This is a genomic window from Ruegeria lacuscaerulensis (genome assembly GCF_013031245.1).
Taxonomy (GTDB): domain Bacteria; phylum Pseudomonadota; class Alphaproteobacteria; order Rhodobacterales; family Rhodobacteraceae; genus Ruegeria; species Ruegeria lacuscaerulensis_C.
In genome coordinates this window covers 1-19,954 of record NZ_WPZL01000044.1, presented here as the reverse complement: position 1 = coordinate 19,954, position 19,954 = coordinate 1, and the positions used below count along the sequence as shown (strand labels likewise).

22 protein-coding genes are annotated in these 19,954 nt (G+C 59.3%); 15 read left to right on the top strand and 7 right to left on the bottom strand.

What is annotated here, in order from left to right; all coding sequences use genetic code 11:
- Positions 1–220 precede the first annotated feature (220 nt).
- From GOX66_RS23420 to GOX66_RS23410, 3 genes are all read left to right on the top strand, one after another.
- A complete protein-coding gene (locus GOX66_RS23420) occupies positions 221–1,375 on the top strand; it encodes a phosphoserine transaminase (RefSeq protein ID WP_170766018.1) in 1,155 nt (384 codons plus the stop codon).
- A 64-nt stretch (positions 1,376–1,439) separates the two neighbouring features.
- A complete protein-coding gene (serA, locus tag GOX66_RS23415) occupies positions 1,440–3,035 on the top strand; it encodes a phosphoglycerate dehydrogenase (protein WP_170766017.1) in 1,596 nt (531 codons plus the stop codon).
- Positions 3,036–3,153: 118 nt separating this feature from the next.
- Entirely contained in the window at positions 3,154–3,891 is a 738-nt protein-coding gene (locus GOX66_RS23410) for a metallophosphoesterase family protein (RefSeq protein WP_170766016.1), read from the top strand.
- Here the strand turns inward: GOX66_RS23410 and GOX66_RS23405 are convergent.
- Positions 3,878–5,395 (bottom strand): malonate--CoA ligase, encoded by a 1,518-nt coding sequence (locus GOX66_RS23405; protein WP_170766015.1) that lies wholly within the window; start codon positions 5,393–5,395, stop codon positions 3,878–3,880. The genes GOX66_RS23410 and GOX66_RS23405 overlap by 14 nt on opposite strands.
- A 169-nt stretch (positions 5,396–5,564) precedes the next feature.
- Between GOX66_RS23405 and serB the strand changes: the two genes are divergently transcribed.
- The 4 genes from serB to GOX66_RS23385 are packed head-to-tail and all read left to right on the top strand — an operon-like array spanning position 5,565 to position 7,578.
- Entirely contained in the window at positions 5,565–6,443 is an 879-nt protein-coding gene (serB, locus tag GOX66_RS23400; RefSeq protein ID WP_170766013.1) for a phosphoserine phosphatase SerB, read from the top strand.
- A gap of 46 nt (positions 6,444–6,489) precedes the next feature.
- On the top strand, positions 6,490–6,819 hold the full coding sequence (locus tag GOX66_RS23395; RefSeq protein ID WP_170766011.1) for an ArsR/SmtB family transcription factor: 330 nt from the start codon (positions 6,490–6,492) through the stop codon (positions 6,817–6,819).
- Positions 6,807–7,235 (top strand): SRPBCC family protein, encoded by a 429-nt coding sequence (locus GOX66_RS23390; protein WP_170766009.1) that lies wholly within the window; start codon positions 6,807–6,809, stop codon positions 7,233–7,235. The genes GOX66_RS23395 and GOX66_RS23390 overlap by 13 nt, the downstream gene beginning before the upstream one ends.
- A gap of 22 nt (positions 7,236–7,257) precedes the next feature.
- Positions 7,258–7,578, top strand: a complete 321-nt coding sequence (locus GOX66_RS23385; protein WP_170766007.1) for a YciI family protein — start codon at positions 7,258–7,260, stop codon at positions 7,576–7,578.
- A gap of 5 nt (positions 7,579–7,583) precedes the next feature.
- Here GOX66_RS23385 and GOX66_RS23380 read toward each other — a convergent pair whose 3' ends face one another.
- Complete coding sequence (locus GOX66_RS23380; RefSeq protein WP_170766005.1) at positions 7,584–8,582, bottom strand: asparaginase; 999 nt, start codon at positions 8,580–8,582, stop codon at positions 7,584–7,586.
- Positions 8,583–8,760: 178 nt separating this feature from the next.
- On the opposite strand from GOX66_RS23380, the gene GOX66_RS23375 reads away from it, so the two are divergent.
- From GOX66_RS23375 to GOX66_RS23355, 5 genes are all read left to right on the top strand, one after another.
- Positions 8,761–9,294 carry an invasion associated locus B family protein gene (locus tag GOX66_RS23375; protein ID WP_170766003.1) on the top strand — a complete coding sequence of 178 codons (534 nt, stop codon included), beginning with the start codon at positions 8,761–8,763 and terminating at the stop codon, positions 9,292–9,294.
- 171 nt (positions 9,295–9,465) lie between these two features.
- Positions 9,466–9,633 carry a hypothetical protein gene (locus tag GOX66_RS23370; protein WP_170766001.1) on the top strand — a complete coding sequence of 56 codons (168 nt, stop codon included), beginning with the start codon at positions 9,466–9,468 and terminating at the stop codon, positions 9,631–9,633.
- 133 nt (positions 9,634–9,766) lie between these two features.
- Positions 9,767–10,144 carry a lysozyme inhibitor LprI family protein gene (locus GOX66_RS23365; RefSeq protein WP_170765999.1) on the top strand — a complete coding sequence of 126 codons (378 nt, stop codon included), beginning with the start codon at positions 9,767–9,769 and terminating at the stop codon, positions 10,142–10,144.
- 78 nt (positions 10,145–10,222) lie between these two features.
- On the top strand, positions 10,223–11,410 hold the full coding sequence (gene rlmN / locus GOX66_RS23360) for a dual-specificity RNA methyltransferase RlmN (RefSeq protein WP_170765997.1): 1,188 nt from the start codon (positions 10,223–10,225) through the stop codon (positions 11,408–11,410).
- 231 nt (positions 11,411–11,641) lie between these two features.
- A complete protein-coding gene (locus tag GOX66_RS23355) occupies positions 11,642–12,259 on the top strand; it encodes a cytochrome P460 family protein (RefSeq protein WP_170765995.1) in 618 nt (205 codons plus the stop codon).
- A 6-nt stretch (positions 12,260–12,265) separates the two neighbouring features.
- Here the strand turns inward: GOX66_RS23355 and GOX66_RS23350 are convergent, their stop codons facing one another.
- The 3 genes from GOX66_RS23350 to GOX66_RS23340 all read right to left on the bottom strand — a co-directional run bounded on the left by GOX66_RS23350 (position 12,266) and on the right by GOX66_RS23340 (position 15,246).
- The gene (locus GOX66_RS23350) at positions 12,266–13,924 is read right to left on the bottom strand and encodes a U32 family peptidase (protein WP_170765993.1); all 1,659 of its coding nucleotides are present in this window, start codon (positions 13,922–13,924) and stop codon (positions 12,266–12,268) included.
- A 63-nt stretch (positions 13,925–13,987) separates the two neighbouring features.
- Positions 13,988–14,332 (bottom strand): hypothetical protein, encoded by a 345-nt coding sequence (locus GOX66_RS23345; protein ID WP_170765991.1) that lies wholly within the window; start codon positions 14,330–14,332, stop codon positions 13,988–13,990.
- The gene (locus GOX66_RS23340; protein ID WP_170765989.1) at positions 14,329–15,246 is read right to left on the bottom strand and encodes a DnaJ C-terminal domain-containing protein; all 918 of its coding nucleotides are present in this window, start codon (positions 15,244–15,246) and stop codon (positions 14,329–14,331) included. The genes GOX66_RS23345 and GOX66_RS23340 overlap by 4 nt, the downstream gene beginning before the upstream one ends.
- A 161-nt stretch (positions 15,247–15,407) precedes the next feature.
- On the opposite strand from GOX66_RS23340, the gene GOX66_RS23335 reads away from it, so the two are divergent.
- Positions 15,408–15,788: a hypothetical protein gene (locus GOX66_RS23335; protein WP_170765987.1), complete on the top strand. Its 381-nt coding sequence runs from the start codon at positions 15,408–15,410 to the stop codon at positions 15,786–15,788.
- Between the two features lie 3 nt (positions 15,789–15,791).
- Here the strand turns inward: GOX66_RS23335 and GOX66_RS23330 are convergent, their stop codons facing one another.
- The gene (locus GOX66_RS23330) at positions 15,792–16,889 is read right to left on the bottom strand and encodes a cystathionine gamma-lyase (RefSeq protein WP_170765985.1); all 1,098 of its coding nucleotides are present in this window, start codon (positions 16,887–16,889) and stop codon (positions 15,792–15,794) included.
- 3 nt (positions 16,890–16,892) lie between these two features.
- Positions 16,893–17,735 carry an LOG family protein gene (locus tag GOX66_RS23325; protein WP_170765983.1) on the bottom strand — a complete coding sequence of 281 codons (843 nt, stop codon included), beginning with the start codon at positions 17,733–17,735 and terminating at the stop codon, positions 16,893–16,895.
- Between the two features lie 79 nt (positions 17,736–17,814).
- Between GOX66_RS23325 and GOX66_RS23320 the strand changes: the two genes are divergently transcribed.
- Positions 17,815–18,732: a threonine/serine dehydratase gene (locus GOX66_RS23320; RefSeq protein WP_170765981.1), complete on the top strand. Its 918-nt coding sequence runs from the start codon at positions 17,815–17,817 to the stop codon at positions 18,730–18,732.
- 108 nt (positions 18,733–18,840) lie between these two features.
- A complete protein-coding gene (gene dapD, locus GOX66_RS23315; RefSeq protein WP_170765979.1) occupies positions 18,841–19,668 on the top strand; it encodes a 2,3,4,5-tetrahydropyridine-2,6-dicarboxylate N-succinyltransferase in 828 nt (275 codons plus the stop codon).
- Positions 19,669–19,954: the final 286 nt, after the last annotated feature.

Genomic DNA, 19,954 nt, shown 5'->3' with positions numbered 1-19,954 from the left:
GCCGCAGAATAACCACCACTCAAAAACAAAACCCCCCGCCGCTCCAGCGGCGGGGGTTTTTCGCCAATCGGAAACCTGTGTTCCAATTTGCACACCTTCGGTATGTCGTTTTTGGCCAATTAAGCGTCTTTTACGCTTGCTGCAGGTGCGAACGACCCATACCTCTGTTCGTGGGACACCCCTCCCCAACGAGGGGCGTGTATCTGGAAGGGTAATACACATGGCTATCGAACAACCGGCGACGCGGCCGGCCAATCCGCGTTTTTCCTCGGGCCCCTGCGCCAAACCCCCCACATTTGAGCTGAACAAGCTGGCCGATGCCGCATTGGGCCGGTCGCACCGTGCCGCAGTCGGCAAGGACAAGCTGAAGGCCGCGATCGAAGGCACGCGGGAGGTGCTGGGTATTCCGGCGGATTACAAGATCGGCATCGTTCCCGCTTCGGATACCGGCGCGGTCGAGATGTCGCTGTGGTCGCTGCTGGGCGAACGCAAGGTCGAGATGCTGGCCTGGGAAAGCTTTGGCTCGGGCTGGGTCACGGATGTGGTCAAGCAACTGAAGATCAATGCCGAGGTGAAAACCGCCGAGTACGGGCAGATCGTCGATCTGGCCTCGGTCGATTTTGCCAATGACGTGGTGTTTACGTGGAACGGCACGACCTCGGGTGTCCGGGTTCCCAATGGCGACTGGATCGCCGATGACCGTCAGGGCCTGACGATCTGTGACGCGACCAGTGCAGCTTTTGCGATGGACCTGCCGTGGGACAAGCTGGATGTGACCACGTTCAGCTGGCAGAAGGTGCTGGGCGGTGAGGCTGCGCACGGGATGCTGATCCTGAGCCCCCGCGCGGTGGAGCGGCTGGAAAGCTACACTCCTGCATGGCCGCTGCCCAAGATCTTCCGTCTGACCAAAGGTGGCAAGCTGATCGACGGTATCTTTACCGGCGCGACGATCAACACGCCGTCGATGCTGGCGGTTGAAGATTACCTGTTTGCGCTGGACTGGGCGCGCTCTGTCGGTGGTCTGCAGGGGCTGATCGCCCGTGCGGATGCCAACGCCGGTGCGGTTCACGCGTTCTGCGACCGGAATGACTGGATCGCCAATCTGGCCGAGGATGCGGCAACGCAGTCGAACACCTCCGTTTGCCTGAAGTTCACCGACGCGCGCATTCAGGATGGCGCCACCTTTGCCAAGGCGGTGGCCAAACGGTTGGAGGCCGAGAATATCGCGCTGGATATCGGGGCCTATCGCGACGCGCCTGCGGGCTTGCGCATCTGGTGCGGCGGCACGGTCGAAACCTCGGATATCGAGGCGATGCTTCCCTGGCTGGCATGGGCATTTGAGGCCGAGATCGCGGCGCAGACTGAAGCCGCCTGAGCAATTTCAATCTTTACCGGGCCGGTTCAGGCCCGGATTTCCCAAAAATCCAAGGACCAATATCATGGCTCCCAAAGTACTCGTATCCGACAAACTCAGCGAAACCGCCGTGCAGATTTTCCGCGACCGTGGTATCGACGTGGATTTCATGCCCGATCTGGGCAAGGACAAGGACAAGCTGGCCGAGGTGATCGGCCAATATGACGGTCTGGCCATCCGCTCGGCCACCAAGGTGACGCCGACCTTGCTGGAAAAGGCGGACAATCTGAAGGTCATCGGCCGCGCCGGAATCGGCACCGACAACGTCGACAAGGATGCCGCGTCGAAGAAGGGTGTGATCGTGATGAACACGCCGTTCGGCAACATGATCACCACAGCCGAGCACGCGATTGCGATGATGTTCGCCGTGGCGCGACAAATCCCCGAGGCTTCGACCTCGACCCATGCCGGTAAATGGGAAAAATCCAAGTTCATGGGGATCGAGCTGACCAACAAAACGCTGGGCGTCATCGGTGCGGGCAATATCGGTGGTATCGTCTGTGAACGCGCCTTGGGCCTGAAGATGAAGGTTGTCGCCTATGACCCCTATTTGGGCGAAGAGAAGGCGGACAAGATGGGCGTGGAAAAGGTCGAGTTGGACGAGTTGCTGTCCCGCGCCGATTTCATCACCCTGCACGTGCCGCTGACCGATCAGACCCGCAACATCCTGAACCGTGAAAACCTGGCCAAAACCAAGCCGGGCGTGCGCATCATCAACTGCGCCCGTGGCGGTCTGGTCGACGAAGCGGCGCTGGCCGAGATGCTGACATCCGGTCATGTCGCCGGGGCCGCCTTTGACGTGTTCAGCGAGGAACCGGCGAAGGAAAACGCCCTGTTCAACCTGCCCAATGTTGTCTGCACCCCGCATTTGGGCGCAGCGACGACCGAGGCACAGGAAAACGTGGCGCTGCAGGTGGCCGAGCAGATCTCGAACTACCTGCTGACCGGCGCTGTGGAAAACGCGCTGAACATGCCCAGTGTCACCGCCGAAGAGGCCAAAGTCATGGGCCCATGGATCAAGCTGGCCGGCCATCTGGGCAGCTTCATCGGCCAGATGACAGACGAACCGATCAAGGCGATCAATATCCTTTATGACGGTGTCGCGTCCGAGATGAACCTTGCCGCGCTGAATTGCTCGGTCGTGGCTGGGATCATGAAGAAGTTCAACCCCGAGGTGAACATGGTCTCGGCCCCCGTTGTGGCCAAAGAGCGTGGCATTCAGATCTCGACCACCAACCAGGACAAGTCCGGCGCCTTTGAAGGTTATATCAAAGTGACCGTGGTGACAGAAAAGCGCGAACGTTCCATCGGGGGTACCGTGTTCAGTGACGGCAAGCCGCGCTTCATTCAGATCAAGGGCATCAATATCGACGCCGAGGTGGGCGCGCACATGCTCTATACCACCAACGAGGACGTGCCGGGCATCATCGGTACCCTTGGCCAGACCATGGGTGAGAACAACGTGAATATCGCCAATTTTACCCTTGGTCGGTCTGAAGCCGGTGGTGAGGCAATCGCGCTTCTGTACGTGGACGAACCGGTTCCGGCCGAGGCGCGGGCCAAGCTGGCGGAAACCGGGCTGTTCACTCAGATCAAGCCGCTGGAGTTTGACGTTGCCTGAGCTACAGCACTGAACTTGTGACCAATTCGATGCCCGCGCTGGTAAAAGCGCGGGCATTGTCTTTTTTCAGCCGCCTGGATGAGGCACAAGCAAACCAAACTTTTCCTGAGGATGTTTCATGACGAACTCCATCTATGCCATCGGTGATGTTCACGGTCAGCTTGAGATGTTGTTGGATGCCTTGCGGATGATCGAACGGGAAGGCGGCCCGGACGCGCGGGTGGTTTTCCTGGGCGACTACGTGGACCGGGGTCCGAACAGTCGTGCCGTTCTGGACCTGCTGATCGAAGGGCAGCGAACGGATCGGAACTGGGTCATGGTCAAGGGCAATCACGACCGGATGATGACGCGCTTCGTGCAGGATTGTGAGATTGCGGACAATCGCCTGCCGGTCACTCTGAACTGGCTTGATCCCCGTTTGGGCGGCCGTGAGACGCTGGCGTCATACGGTGTCGAAGTCACGGACGACGATCGCATTTATCAGGTACACGAGCGGGCCTGTGCAGCAGTGCCGCCCGCGCATATCGACTTTGTTAATGCTCTGCCCTTGTATCATCAGGAAGGCGAGCTTCTGTTCGTTCATGCAGGTATCCGCCCCGGCATGCCGCTTGAGCATCAGGCCGAGGATGATCTGGTCTGGATACGTCAGGAGTTTCTGCGGGACACGACACCGCACCCCTGGCTGATCGTGCATGGTCATACGCCGGTCAACCGAGCCGAACACTGCGGCAATCGCATCAATCTGGACGCGGGCGCGGGCTATGGGCGTCCGCTGGCCACGGCGGTGTTCGAGGGCCGCCAATGCTGGTTGCTGACCGCAGGTGGGCGCGTACCGCTGACCCCTAGACCGTCATAAACAGGTCTTTGTAGGTGTCACGCAATACATTCTTTTGAACCTTGCCCATGGTATTGCGGGGCAGTTCGTTAAGTAGGATCAACTTGCGCGGATGTTTGAACCGGGCCAGTTCGTTTTGAACATTGGCCAGGATAACATCCGTTTCCAGGGTCTTGCCCGGCGCAGGTACCAGAATGCCCAGAACAGTCTCGCCAAAATCCGGGTGTGGCACGCCGATTACCGCGCTTTCCAGCACACCGGGCTGGTCGTCCAACACAAGCTCGATCTCTTTGGGATAGATGTTGAAACCACCCGAAATGATCAGGTCCTTGCCCCGCCCGACGATATGCACATAACCGTCCTCATCTACCCGACCCAGATCGCCGGTGATGAAGAACCCGTCCTCGCGCAGCTCAGCAGCGGTTTTCTCGGGCATCTGCCAGTACCCCTCGAAAACGTTCGGGCCGCGCACCTCAACCATTCCGATCTCGCCTTGGTGTAGTGTTTCACCAGTTTCGGGGTCGGTGACCTTCAACTCCACATCCGGCAGAGGGAACCCGACCGTCCCTGCGCGGCGCTCGCCATCATACGGGTTCGAGGTGTTCATGTTGGTCTCGGTCATGCCATAGCGTTCCAGGATACGGTGACCGGTGCGGGCCTCGAACCGTTCATGGGTTTCGGCCAGCAAGGGGGCAGAGCCCGAGATGAACAAGCGCATATGTCGCGCCAGATCGCCAGTGAATCGATCGTCGCCCAGCAGGCGGGTGTAGAAGGTTGGAACGCCCATCATCGCAGTCGCATCAGGCATCAGGCGCAGAATGTCATCGAGGTCGAATTTCGGCAGAAAGATCATCGACCCGCCTGAGGCCAGCACCACATTCGTCGCCACAAACAGGCCGTGGGTGTGAAAGATCGGCAGCGCATGCAGCAACACGTCATCCTGCGTGAACCGCCATTCCTGCACCAGCGTCTCGGCGTTTGACAGCAGGTTGTCCTGTGTCAGCATCGCGCCCTTTGACCGCCCGGTCGTGCCGGACGTGTACAGAAACGCTGCCAGATCGTCCGGCCGGCGCCGGACCGGCTCGAACGCGGGCAACATACCCAGCGCCCGCCGCATCAGACTGCCCGAGCCATCCGCGTTCAGTGTTTCCAACCGGGCGTTTTGTGCTTCGGCGATTGGCCTGAGTCCGGTCTCCTTCGCTGCATCACACACGACCAGCGCGGCACCGCTGTTTTCGATAAAATAGCTGAGTTCGGCGCTGGTGTATGCGGTGTTCAGAGGCAGAAAAATCAGCCCGGTTTGCGCGCAGGCGGTATAAAGCGCCAGGGCTTCGGGGGATTTTTCCACCTGAACCGCCACCCGGTCGCCCGGCTCAAGCTCGTACCCGGTCAGCGCGTTGGCGACCCGGGCGGCCATATCCAGAAATGCGGCATGGGTCAGGGTGTGACCGTCGGGCAAATGCAGGAACGGCGTCTCCTTTCCCGCGTGAATGCCAAACAAGCGATCATACAGCGGGTTGCCCATTCCGTCTTTCCTTCGCACCGGATCAATTCGCCCTGAATCTGTCTTGAATTGGAGAGAGGGTAAAGCCCCGGGGCGCAGAAAACAGGTGAAGATTCAGAAATCCGGGGCAGGTATCTGGTGAAAAGGCGGCCCCTGCGATATGCGCAGTTGAGCCCGCAGGAGATTGAGAATGTACGTTGCCACTCTGTTGACCAACCCGAATACGCCGACGCTCGAGCAGGCTCTGGTCGAGGCGCTGTGCAATGCGTGGGGTGGGGACGATGTTGTCTGGCTCAGCCCGGACGAGGCGGCAGAGTTCAAATTCCACGAGATACCCGGCAATCAATGGGAAGTGTGGGCTGAGTTGCAACTCATAGGTGTTGACCTGATTGTGCAACCGGTCCTGAAGCGGCGCAAACTGATGTTGCTGGCGGACATGGACAGCACCATGATCCAGCAGGAATGTATCGATGAACTGGCGGATGAGGCAGGCGTCGGCGATCGTGTCAAGGAAATCACTGCACGGGCAATGAACGGCGAGCTGGATTTCGAGGGCGCACTGATCGAACGGGTCGGCCTGCTGAGCGGTCTGGATGAGACGGTAATCGAAAAGGTTCTGGAAGAACGCATCACGCTGATGCCGGGTGGCCAGGAACTGGTCGCAACGATGCGAATGAACGGGGGCTATACCGCGCTGGTCTCGGGCGGGTTCACGGCCTTTACGGCCAAAGTAGCCGATGAGCTTGGCTTTGATGAAAACCGGGCCAATACGTTGCTGGCCGAGAACGGCAGGCTGACCGGCGATGTGCAGCGGCCCATCCTGGGGCGGCAGGCCAAGGTGGATGCGCTGGAGCAGATCACAAAGCGTCTGGGCCTGTCCGAGGCGGACGTACTAGCGGTTGGTGACGGGGCGAACGATCTGGGCATGCTGGGCAGGGCCGGAACGGGCGTGGCGCTTCACGCCAAGCCTTCGGTCGCGGAAAAATGCGACATCCGGGTCAACTACGGCGATCTGACTGCGTTGCTGTACCTGCAGGGCTATGCCCGGACTGCCTTTGCGGACCTCTGACGGTTTAGGGCTTCCCTTTATTTAACAACAATGTTAAACAATGGTCATGAGCAAACTTCTGACCACTTTCTCTGCGTTGTCCGATTCCACACGGTTCTCGATAGTCGAACAACTGATGCAGGACGGAGAGCTGCCCGCCGGTGACCTGATCGAAGGCCGAGGCATGTCCGGTGCCGCGATCTCGCGCCATCTGAAGGTACTGCGCGAAGCCGGGCTGGTGCGGCAACGTGTGCAGGGCACACAACGAATGTACTCGATTCAACCCGATGGCCTGCGGGCGATTGCCGAATGGACCATCTCGAAACGCCGGTTCTGGGAGAGCAGCCTCGACCGTCTGGGCAACTTGATTGAAAAGGAGAATTCATGGCCGACCTGAAACTGGAACGTGAGTTCCCCACCAGCCCCGAAAATCTGTTTGCCTGGATCAGTGATGGCGCGAAGCTGTTGCAATGGTGGGGACCGGAGGGGATGCATGTGCCCGAGCACGATCTGGATTTCTCGCGCCTTGGGCCGTGGTATTCGGTGATGGAGAACGGTGAGGGCCAGCAATACAAAGTGTCCGGTCAGGTCACGCATGTCGATCCTCCCAAATCCGTTGGATTCACATGGGCCTGGCATGATGACAAGGATCAGCGCGGAGCGGAAAGCTACGTAACACTGCTTGTCGAATCCGCCGGTGACGGCGCGCGCCTTATTTTGGATCACCGTGACCTGGGCGATGATGAAGTTGCAGCAAATCACGAGAAAGGCTGGACCTCGTCGCTGCGCAAACTCGAAGCGCAATTTGGATAGTTTTTCATCAGGGAGGAGCGAAATGCCCCAATATTTGTTTGTTTATCACGGCGGATCCACACCAACCGACCCCGCCGAAGTCGAAGCCACCATGGCCGCGTGGGGTGCATGGTTTCAGAACATGGGTGATGCGCTGGAGATCCCCGGCAACCCGGTGGGCCAGTCCTATACCGTCAGCTCGGGCGGCGTCGTCGACAATGGTGGCGCCAATCCGGCATCTGGCTTTACCGTCATAAAGGCTGACAGCATCGATGCCGCGACCGAGATGGCCAAGGGCTGCCCGATGGTTGTGAACGGTTCAGGCTCGGTCGAGGTGGCCGAGGTGCATGAAATCGAGATGTGACGTCCTTAGCCGGGGAAACCCGGCGCAGGTCTGATTACGCCGCATTCCAGTCCGCGTCGGCTGTATTGTGTTGCATTCATGAATTTGCGGGTGGCCGGGTGATCGGCCTCCAGCACGCCCAGGCTGACCAGAATGGCGGCGATGGCGCATTCGCTGGCGCGGGTGGTGCCATCGGTGATTTTCAGTGCAACACCCATACGTTTTTCCGGGATGATCGCAACAAAGACGGCCTCGGCCCCGGTCTTGGTGGCGGCGCGGCCGTTCATGGCGCGCATCAACTCGGTGCAGGCCCGCGTTTCACCGGCAACCAGTTCGGGGTGTTTGATCATCGCCGCAGTAAGCTGCTGCGCCGCGACGCTGGCCCGGTCAGACCGGTCAGCGGCTGACGCAAACCACGCCATCGAGCGCGCCAATCCAGCCAGCGACGTCGCAAAATTCGGAGCCGAACACCCGTCGATGCCGTAGGCCGGGCTGGTCTCACCCGTGGTTTCTTCGATGGCGGACAGGCAGGCTTGCTGAACAGGATGGTCGATCTCAAGATACTCAGGCCCGGCGCCCATATGCTGGGCCACGGTCAGAAATCCGCAATGTTTGCCGGAACAGTTGTTGTGAATTTGGCAAGGCGTGTCATCGGCCAGGATCAGCCCGTCGCGCGCGGCCATGTCCTGCGGCTCTTGCGGGCCACAGCGCAGATCGGGCTCGGCAAGACCCAAATGATCCAGCCATGCTGAAACCCGGTCGGTATGAATGTGAGCGCCGATATGGGAGGCGCAGGCCAGCGCCAGATGCTCGCTGTTCAACCCGTATTTTGCCGCTGCACCCGAGGTGATCAGCGGCAACCCCTGAATCATTTTCGCCGAGGACCGTGGATAGATCACCGCCTGCGGATCGCCCCAGTTGCGCACGATCTGGCCGGTGTCGTCGCATATAACGGCATGACCCAGATGCAGACTTTCCAACAAAGGTCCACGCCACAATTCAGTCATCGGTACGGGCTGCGTCATCTGGACCTCCGTTTTTATGCGCAAAATTCTGCCAACCGCCCTTTCGCCTGTGGCGAAACCTGCGTTAGTGTGTGTATGTCGGCAATCATCGGAATACGCAACTTTACAGACGAACCGGCAGGGTTCGCACGCATATCCGATGGGTATGAGGTATAGGTCGAGCTAGGAGGCTGGACAGATGGGATCAAAACTCGTTCGCGTGATCGCGGGCCTGTGTATGGCAGGGATGGCCACAACTGCAACCGCTCAGCAGGCGACAAGCACCAATCGCGTAGCGGCAAAGACGGACTGGAGCGTTTTCGTCGAAGATGATCCCACCGAGTGCTGGAGTGTTTCGGCGCCCAAGGAAACCGTTAACACCCGTGGCGGCCGGGTCGTTTCCGTGCGCCGCAGTGACATCCTTCTGTTCGTGTTCTATCGCCCCAACGCCGAGGTCAAAGGTCAGGTGACCTTTACCGGCGGATATCCATTCGCCGCAGGATCTACCGTCAATCTCGAGATTGATGGGACCGAGTTCGAACTGATCACCGAAGGTGAATGGGCCTGGCCCGCAACCGAAGGCGAAGACCTGAAAGTGGTCGCTGCCATGAAACGCGGGACTGAGGCCGTTCTGACCGCCCGGTCCGAGCGTGGGACGCAGACCAAAGACACGTTCTCGTTGCTAGGCTTTACTTCGGCCATTGAGGACGCCGAGAAGCGCTGCACCAACTAAGCCAATACGTTGCGTACACGCGGCCCCGTCCTTTGGCGGGGCTTTTTCGTTGCTCGCGAATAATGCGGGCGTCGTCTTTACGCCACGTCTGTCCTCAAGTTTGATCCGCATCAATGCAAGCTGACCGCTTATCTGAACTAATCGGTTCAAGAGCTGGGAAGGAGCTTGCAAATGCTGAACAAATCTCTTGCCGCGTTGATGATGATGGCGGCTGTATTGCTGAGCGCATGTGAAAAAGACAACCAAACCTACCCCGTCACGGGTGAGCAGTGCGGCCCGGAAGATCCGGTGAAAACGCTTGACGCTGCGGATTGCGATGTCCTGCCCGCGGGGGTCTGACCCGTTCACCCAAAACTGAGAAAGTGAGTTCGGCTGCATCGGCGTAGCGCTTGCGGCCGAACCTCTATTGAGACCTTGCGCAAAAAGCGGGCTATATATGGGCAGTATGGAGCGTTTTTCGTAGGAACAGATAATGCGTCACGTTTTGCTTGCTTTGCTTGTTTCATCCCCCGCTTTGGCCGATCCCACATTGGAGTGTTCCGACGCGGGTTCGCAGGTAGAAATCGGGTCGTGCGTCGGAGCGATGGAAGAACGGGTCAACCAGGCATTGGAGGCAAGCTACGGTTTTGCCATGCAAGCAGCCAAGGAGTTGGATGACGTGACGGGCCGCGTTGTCGCACAACCTGCGTTGGAGGCCTCTCAAATTGCTTGGGTTAGCTACAGGGACGCCCAATGCGAAGCGGTGGGTGCCTCGTTTGGGGGCGGTTCGGGAACCGGCATAGCCATCACATCCTGCCGCGTCGACCTGGGCCGAGTCCGAGTGGACCAATTGCTGCGCTTTGCGAATTAGGTCTCACGAATTCTTTTGATCTTTGCGCACGATCCTATATAGAGGCGCATCCCAAGCCAGAATCTCTGAGATAGCCAAATGTCGCCCAAAGCGCCGATCACTCAAGACGTCATGACCATCCCTCGCAAACTGCCCGAGGGGAAGATCAACCTTGTCGGTCTGACCCGCGACCAGTTGCGCGAAGTGCTTATCGAAAACGGTACGCCGGAAAAGCAGGCCAAAATGCGCACCGGCCAGATCTGGCAGTGGATCTACCAGTGGGGCGTGCGCGACTTTGCGCAGATGACCAATCTGGCCAAGGCTTACCGCGCCCAGTTGGCCGAGCAGTTCGTCATCGAAATCCCCGAGGTTATCACCCGTCAGGTGTCCGAGGATGGAACGCGCAAATATCTGGTTCGCATCGCGGGCGGGCATGAGGTCGAGGTTGTCTATATCCCCGAAGAGGATCGCGGCACGCTGTGCATCTCGTCTCAGGTCGGGTGCACGCTGACCTGTTCCTTCTGCCACACAGGGACGCAGAAGCTGGTGCGCAACCTGACGGCGGCTGAGATCGTCGGTCAGGTGATGATGGCCCGTGATGATCTTGAGGAATGGCCGACCCCCGGCGCGCCCAAGGACGAAACCCGCCTGCTGTCGAACATCGTTCTGATGGGCATGGGTGAGCCGCTCTATAACTTCGAAAACGTCCGCGACGCGATGAAGATCGCTATGGACCCCGAGGGGATTTCCCTGTCCCGCCGCCGGATCACGCTGTCGACATCGGGTGTGGTGCCCGAGATCGCGCGCACGGCTGAGGAAATTGGCTGCCTTCTGGCCATTTCGTTCCACGCGACCACGAATGAGACCCGTGATGTGCTGGTGCCGATCAACAAACGCTGGAACATCGATGAACTGCTGCAGGCGCTGGCCAGCTATCCCAACGCCTCGAATTCCGAGCGGATCACCTTTGAATACGTGATGCTGGACGGCGTCAATGACAGCGACGAGGACGCGCATCGCCTGATCGACCACATCAAGCGCCACAACATCCCGGCCAAGATCAACCTGATCCCGTTCAATGAATGGCCCGGCGCGCCGTACAAGCGCAGCTCGAACAACCGTATCCGGGCTTTTGCGAATATCATCTATCAGGCGGGTTATGCCTCACCCATTCGTAAAACTCGGGGCGAGGACATCATGGCGGCGTGCGGTCAGTTAAAGTCTGCCACCGAACGCGCCCGTAAATCGCGCAAGCAGATCGAGGCCGAAGCAGGTCTTAAAAGCTAATAAACCTGGTTATTGCGTAGCGGCCAAGTAATTTAATGTTTGGGCCGCTGTCTTTTGTATGCGCAATTTGATATGTTTAACCAGTCAAATCCGGGCGGGCGCATTTCACTCTTGCGCACAATGCGGTGAGAGTCGCAATCCGGATATGGCACGTTTGTTCAGGGCCGCTATCTTTTTCAAGCATGACGTGCGGCGTTCAGGCGAACCTTACGAACCAGGTGGGCCATCCTAATGTTATTACGACTTTTTTTTATCTCACTTTCAACTCTGGTGTTTTCGACCTTTGCGGCGAGCGGGGTCTTTGCTCAGTCGAGTGATGAAGACGCGCATCTTGCTATCGAAAACCCTGCAGATCTGCCGAAGGAAGAGGCGTTGCGCATCTACGAGTCGCTGCAGAAGCGGATGGCGCGGGGCTATGGCGGTGCACAGCTGGATCTGCTTTTGAATTATCAGGACTGGCCGCTGTTCAATGACGCGCCCTATATCTCGGCCACACATGGCCAGCGCTATGTGAACAGCTATGCCAATCGTATGGCGCACAACTATGGCACCCTGCAAGAGGGTGAAAAACTGCCCATGGGCTCGGTGCTGGCCAAGGACAGTGTGACCGTGACGGACGAAGGCAACATTCATCCGGGCGCCCTGTTCGTGATGGAAAAGCTGGCCGAAGGCGCCAACCCGGAAACAGGGGATTGGCGCTATATCATGGTAATGCCAGACGGATCGCTGTTCGGTGACACGATGGGGTTCCGCGCGCCGGCGGTCGCCTATTGTCACGATTGCCACGAAGCAGTGGCGGACCGGGATTATACGTTTTTCGTTCCCGAAGAATATATCGTTGGCAACTGAGCGCGGTCAGGCGGTCTCGTTGGGTATTTTCAGCGCCGTGGCTTCGCGGCGGCTGAGCTGTTCGCCTTGTTTGCGTTTCGAGAGAACCTCTCGGGCCAGTGCGTATTTGTCGTCCTGCCAGAAGATCATGCAGCCATTGCAGCCTTTGCCGCAGCAGCCCTCGGTACCGATCCGGTTGGTTTTGAAACGGCGTTCGTTGCCGTCCTCGCCAATCTTCTCGACCAGTTCGTCGCGGCGGCGGGCATAGGCCGTGGGGTTGTCGCGACCCGAGGTTTCAAGCCCCTGCACCAGCTTGTCAAAGCGGATACGGCTCCAGTGTTCGTCGGTCAGGGCGCGTTCCTTGCGCAGCACGGAATAGACCGGGAAGCGGGCGCGCAGATCGTCGATGTCCTCGTGATCGAACAGCGTGAATGGCAGGCGGATGACGGTCTTCGTGCTGCCATGCACCACGTCCAGCCGCGCGCCGTCCGAGGATCGCTCGAAATCATAGACCCGCAGCAGAACCGTCTGACGCGATATGGGCGACACGAAATCCAGCACGTCGCCCGGCTCCAGCTTGTTCTTCACCTCGACCAGAAACGCGTCTTCGGTCACTTCGGTGACGATACCGGCATATTCCCATTGGGCTATCGCAGCAGTGTGCTCGTAATCATGCGCATAGTTGGTCAGGCGCCCTTCGTGGAAGGCCAGCGTGTAGCCGCGGTTCCCAACCGTCTCCAACTCACGCATGTAGGGTTTTGGGTCCCAGTTTTCGGGGTCCGCAAAGTAATCATCAATGGCCATGCGATAGGCCCGCGCGACGATTGCAGCGTAATATTCCGACTTGCCGCGCCCTTCGACCTTGAGGCTGTCGACGCCGATCTTCAGATACTCGTCCAGTTTCGGCATGATGCACAGATCACGCGAGTTGAGGATGTACGAGCCGCGATCATCCTCTTCGATGGGCATCAGATCCCCCGGGCGGCAGCCTTCTTCCAGCAGGAACTCGAACAGGTCGGCGTTTTCATCGGTGATGCGGAGTTCCTGATGCGTGCCGTCCTTGAGGCGCAGCTTGAGCCCGTAGTTCCAGCGGCAGGAATTGGCGCAGTTGCCCTGGTTCGCCCCGCGTTCGGCCATGAAATTCGACAGCAGGCAGCGGCCCGAATAGGTCATGCACATGGCACCGTGGACGAAAGCCTCAAGCTTGATATCGGGGCATTTCTCGCGGATTTCCACCAGTTCCGGGTACGAGACCTCGCGAGCCAGTACCACCAGCTCGGCGCCCTGATCCTGCCAGAATTTCACCGACAGCCAGGAACAGATATTCGCCTGGGTCGAGATATGCAGCGGCAGTTCGGGTGCCCGTTCGCGCACATATTGGAATACGCCGGGGTCGGCGATGATCAACCCGTCGGGTTTCACCTTGCGGACCGTGTCGATATATTCGTCCAGCTTGGGGATGTCCTTGTTGTGCGAAAACAGGTTCAGCGTCAGATAGGCGCGACGTCTGTGCTGGTGGCAAAACTCGACACCTTCGATCACCTCTTCCAGCGAGAACTCGGATTTCGTACGCAGCGACATGTCCGGCGTGCCAAGATACACCGCATCCGCCCCGTAAAGGATGGCGAGTTTCAGCTTGCGCAGATTGCCCGCAGGCATCAGCAATTCGGATCTGGACTGGGTCATGAGCGTACCGGGTAAAGGATCAAGGCAGCCTTCTACGGCAATCTGACTGAGTCCAAAAGCCCGTTATCTGCGACGGAACCGCGCTGTGCCAATGACCTCGATCAGTTGCTTGCGGACCGGTTCGGGTTGGGCTTCGACGGCGTTCAGAACTTCGCGCAGTTCGGCGCGTAATCCGTGCATCTGGTCGATCAGGGACAGCATCATCGATAGCGCGTCCGGCTCCATCTCGTACTGTTCGTGCAATTCGCAAGCCAACTCCAGTCGCGCCGCATCGAGGCTGTGATAGACCAGCCCCTGATCAGTTTGCTCGGGGATCACGATCTCGGCGGCCAGATACTCGGTCAACCGGGTCGAGGTCAGGCGGGTGACGGTTGCGATCAGCTCGTCTTCGGTCAGGGTGCGGGTCATGACGGCATTCCTTTGCGCGGATCATAGCTGTGGGTTTCGCGCCATGTCTCCATGAATTGCTTCAACTCGTCGTCGATCTGATCCGGCATCGCTACAGTCAGTTCGATCAGCTGATCCCCACGATCGGACGAGCCGCGTTTCTTGACCCCTTTACCCCGCAGGCGCAGGGTTTTGCCGCTACTGGTGCCCGCCGGGACACTGACATTGACGCCGCCGTCGATGGTGGGGGCGGGGACTTTTCCGCCCAGAATGGCCTCATCAATGGTGATCGGTAGAGTGATGTGGATGTCGTCGCCCTGACGGTCGAACACCGGGTGTTTTGCCACTGTAACCGTCACCAGGGCATCTCCCGGAGGTCCTTCGCCAAAGCCAGGGTCACCCTTGCCGCGAAGGCGGATGGTCTGGCCGTCGGTGATGCCGGCGGGGATCTTGACCTCTATCCGGTCGCCATCCGGCAAGGTCAGCTTCTGGCTGGCCCCGAACACCGCATCCAGAAAACTGATCTGCAGGCTGTAGGCGCGGTTATGGCCTGGCGCATGAAACTCCTGCGTACGTTGCCCGTAGCCGCCGCGCCCCCGCATGAACTCGGCAAAGATGTCCGACATATCTTCCGGGTCCGCCGCCCGCCCGCGATAAGGGTTTCCGGCAGCTTCGGCGTATTCGCGGTAATACTGCTGCTGGGGACGTTCCTGGCCCGATGCGTCGATTTCACCGTTGTCATAGCGCGTGCGGGTATCGGGGTCTTTCAACAGGTCATAAGCGGCTGCAGCTGCCTTGAACCTGGTCTCAGCCTCTGCGTCGCCGGGCTTCAGGTCCGGGTGGCATTCCTTGGCGATGCGCCGATAGGCCTTTTTGATCTCGGCGGCACTGGCGTCTTTGGCGACGCCAAGGGCGGAATAGGGATCGTCGCTCATCTCACCTCTCGTCAATGTCGGGTGCGGTTCTGAACAGAATGAATGCGTTTTATCATGCGATTTCAATGATCCAAAAGGAAGAGGCTTTTGAAACCGCTCGCAAATCCCTCCGGGTCTGTTAACATATGCATATTTCGAATTATTTTCTGACGGAGAACCCCATGACGCGCAGAATTAAGTCCGCATTGGCCCTTTTGGCCGGGAATGCCATCGGGTTGTTGCTGGCGGCGCTGCTGCTGTCGGGATTTGCGATCAAGCCAATCTCGTTCATCGTCGTGGTGATTGTCTTTACGTTGGTGCAGGTGGTGGCGGAGCCTTTGATCCTGAAGCTCGGGGAAAAGAAAGCGCCTGCGCTGAAAGGTGGGATCGCGCTGATCGTGACCTTCGTCGGCCTGTTGGCGACCGACCTGATCACCGCCGGTCTGACGGTTGGGGGTATTTCCAACTTGTTGGCCGCGACTCTGCTGGTCTGGCTGGGCGCGCTGATCGCCAGCGTTGTGCTGCCGATCTATGTGTTCAAGGAACTGCGCGAGCCCAAATAGTAATCACAGCGCGTTCAGACTGGCCTCGATCGCCTGCCACAGTTCTTCCACCGGTTCGCATCCAACGGACAGGCGGATGAAGGCGGGGTTGACATCGTCGCCCCAGCGGGCGCGCCGTTCGGCGGAACTGTGGACGCCGCCGAACGAGGTCGCAGGCCGCAACATCGGGCAACTGTTGATGAACTCTTCCGCTTTGGCCTCAGAGTCCAGCGTGATCGAGAGCAGGAAGCCGAACCGTGCGGTTTGGGCCTTGGCCAGCGCATACGATGGATCATTGCGTAGACCGGGGAAACGGATGCTTTGGATCGCAGCGTGACCTGCCAGCCGTTCGGCCAGCACCTGGGCCGAGGAGCACATGCGGTCGAACCGCACGTCTAGTGTCTCCAACCCGCGATGCAGCAGCCACGCCTCATGCGGGCCGGGGATCGCGCCCGAGACACGCCGCCATTCCTCGACCCGTTCCAAGATCTGCACGTTGCGGCTGGCCACATGACCCATCAGCAGGTCGGAATGCCCGCCCATGGCTTTGGTGTCCGAGGCCACCACCACGTCGATGCCCATATCCAGCGGCCGTTGGCCCAAAGGGGTCATCGTCGTGTTGTCGGCAATAGTGATACCGCCAGCGGTACGAACGGCAGACGCGATGGCGGGCAGATCCATCATGTCCAGACCGGGGTTCGAAGGGCTTTCGACAAAGACAACATCGAACCCATCGAACCCACCTTCGGCGAACGTGGTGGTCGGGCGTTCGGTGACGGACACGCCCAGATGGGACAAGAACCGGTCCGCCAGAACCCGTGTAACGTAATAGCCGTCGGACGGGATCAGGATGCGCGTGCCGACTTTCACCGTCGCAAATAACGCGGCCGAGATCGCCCCCATGCCCGACGGAAAACTCAGGCAAGGCGCATCCTCAAGATGGGCCAGCACATGTTCCAGATGCTCCCATGTCGGGTTGTTCACACGACCATAGAAGTCATGCCCATCAGGTGCGCCGGGCAGGTGGAACATGCTGCTTTGAGTCAGTGGCAGAGCTACGGGCTCGCCCTTGTCGAGCGTATTGCCGCGCAGATGCAGCATCTCTCCGGTCTTCGGGGCCATGGTCTAGCGTCCCGGAATTTCGTCGCGAGGCGGGGCAGGTTCCCAATTCTCGATGATATCGACCGCCTCTTGCGCGGTGTCGACAAAACGGAATAGGTCGAGGTCTTCGTCCGAGATGGTGCCCGCATCGGCCAGCGCTTCCCAGTTGATGACTGTCTCCCAGAATTGGCGCCCGAACAGCAGGAAGGGCACGCGCTCCATCCGGCCGGTCTGGATCAGGGTCAGGGACTCGAACAGTTCATCCATTGTCCCGAACCCGCCGGGGAAGATGGTGATGGCGCGGGCGCGCATCAGAAAGTGCATCTTTCGAATGGCGAAGTAATGGAAGTTGAAACTGAGTTCGGGCGTCACAAAGAGATTCGGTGCCTGTTCATGCGGCAGCACGATGTTCAGACCGATGGAGCAGCCACCCGCATCCTGCGCGCCGCGGTTTCCGGCCTCCATCACGCCGGGGCCGCCGCCGGTGACAATCACGTTTTCACGGCAACCGGTTTCGTTGGATTTCTCGGTCATAAGCCGTGCGAATTCGCGTGCCTCGTCATAGTATTTCGACAGACCGGCCAGCGTATCCGTCCGTGCGGTGTGTTTCTGTGAGGGTTCCGGGATGCGCGCGCCGCCGAACATGACGATGGTCGAAGTGATCTCGCGCTCGGTCATGATCATCTCGGGCTTCAGCAGTTCAAGCTGCAGACGCACCGGGCGCAGTTCGTCCCGGCACAGGAAATCGTCATCGGCAAAGGCAAGGCGATAAGCAGGTGAACGGGTCTGCGGCGTGTCCGGCACCTCGCTCGCCGTCGAGCGGTCGGTCTGCGCGTCGCGGAAAGGGCTGAGGCGGTCTTCTCTCATAGGTAACATATCCCTGCTTGCGTGTTCATTAAACAGCTATAGGGTTCGCAGGCAGAGTGCCAGTCACGGAAAGACAAGAATGAATTGGAAGAGTGAAATATTGGCAGCGCGCAATCGCATTGCCGGATATGCGCAGGTAACGCCGGTGATGGAAAGCCGGGCCCTGGGCTTGGACTATCCCGTCGAGATGAAACTTGAGCATTTGCAGCACACCGGTAGTTTTAAGGCTCGCGGGGCGTTCAATACATTGCTCAGTCTGGATGTACCAAAGGCAGGCGTCGTCGCCGCATCCGGTGGCAATCATGGCGCAGCGGCAGCCTATGCGGCGCAGACGCTTGGCTATCCGGCCAAAATCTTCGTGCCGGAACTGGCCGGGCCGTCCAAGATCGCGCTGATCGAACAGACCGGCGCCGATTTGAGCGTGGTGCCGGGCGAATACGCCAATGCGCTAACCGAAGCACAAGCGCATGAGGAAGCAACCGGCGCGATGCAGATCCATGCTTATGACGCACCTGCAACCGTGGCCGGGCAGGGGACCTGTTTTGCTGAGTGGCAGGCGCAAGGCCTTCAGGCCGACACCGTACTGGTCGCTGTCGGCGGTGGTGGCCTGATTTCGGGCGCGCTGGCGTGGCTTCAGGGTGCGCGCAAGGTTGTGGCGGTCGAGCCCGAAACCTCATGCGCGCTGAATGCGGCCCTGCAGGCGGGAGAGACGGTGGATGTCACCGTTTCGGGCATTGCGGCCAATGCGCTGGGCGCGAGGCGGATCGGATCGATCTGCTTTGGTCTGGCGCAGGGGATGACATCGGTTCTGGTAACCGATGAGGCCATCGCACAGGCGCAGAAAGTTTTGTGGCGGGCGCATCGCGTTCTGGTGGAACCGGCCGGCGCAGCCGCTCTGGCCGCGCTGTTGTCAGGGGTCTATCGTCCTGAGCCCGATGAGAGGGTGGCGGTGCTGATCTGTGGCGGTAATATCTCTCCTGACCCACTGAATCGCTGAAACCGAAACAATCAGCCGCATTCTGCGCATTCTGCGTCGCATTGCGGCCACTCCTTCGCTTGCGTATAGGCAACACCAACGTGAACAGATTTAGCAGGGAGCACCTCCATGTCCAACGCGCAACTGGAAGCCACCATCGAAGCCGCCTGGGAGGCGCGCGACACCATTACCCCCGCCACCACCGGCGAACAGCGCGAGGCGATCGAAGATACGCTGAACGCGCTGGACAGCGGCTCGCTGCGCGTGGCGGAAAAACAGGCTGACGGTAATTGGCATGTGAACCAGTGGGCCAAAAAGGCGGTCCTGTTGGGCTTCCGGATCAAGGATATGGAAATCCAGTCGGGTGGCCCGCAGGCTGGCGGCTGGTGGGACAAGGTGGACAGCAAGTTCGCTGGTTGGGGTGAGGATCAGTGGGCCACCGCCGGGTTCCGTGCGGTGCCCCACTGCGTCGTGCGCAAGTCGGCCTATATCGCGCCGGGTGCGGTGCTGATGCCATCCTTCGTGAACCTCGGCGCCTATGTCGACGAAGGTACTATGGTCGATACCTGGGCTACGGTGGGTTCCTGCGCGCAGATCGGCAAGAACGTGCATCTGTCGGGCGGCGTCGGTATCGGCGGCGTGCTGGAGCCTATGCAGGCAGGTCCGACCATCATCGAGGACAACTGCTTTATCGGCGCCCGGTCCGAGGTTGTCGAGGGTTGCATCGTTCGCGAAGGCTCGGTTCTGGGCATGGGAGTCTTTATCGGAAAATCCACCAAGATCGTGGATCGCGAAACCGGCGAAGTGACCTATGGTGAAGTCCCGCCCTATTCGGTGGTCGTGGCAGGCTCGATGCCATCGAAGAACAACATCAGCCTCTATTGTGCGGTGATCGTGAAGCGGGTGGATGAAAAGACCCGCTCGAAAACCGGTATCAACGAGCTGCTGCGCGACTGATAGAACAGATCAAATATGAAAGGCCGGAGCGCTGCAGCCCCGGCCTTACTTTTTCGACGATCAGCGAAGCAAGCGATCAAACCTTAAGTTATCCAAGCCCTGATCAGTAAGCCTTGCTAAGACATTAGCCTGTGCGGTTAGCGGTTTTCGCCTGGCCGTTCAACATCGTCCTCTTCAGTTTCTACGCTCTCGCCCTCAGACCCGTTCTCGCCTTCAGACCCGTTCTCGCCTTCAGACCCGTTCTCGCCTTCAGACCCGTTCTCGCCTTCAGACCCGTTCTCGCCTT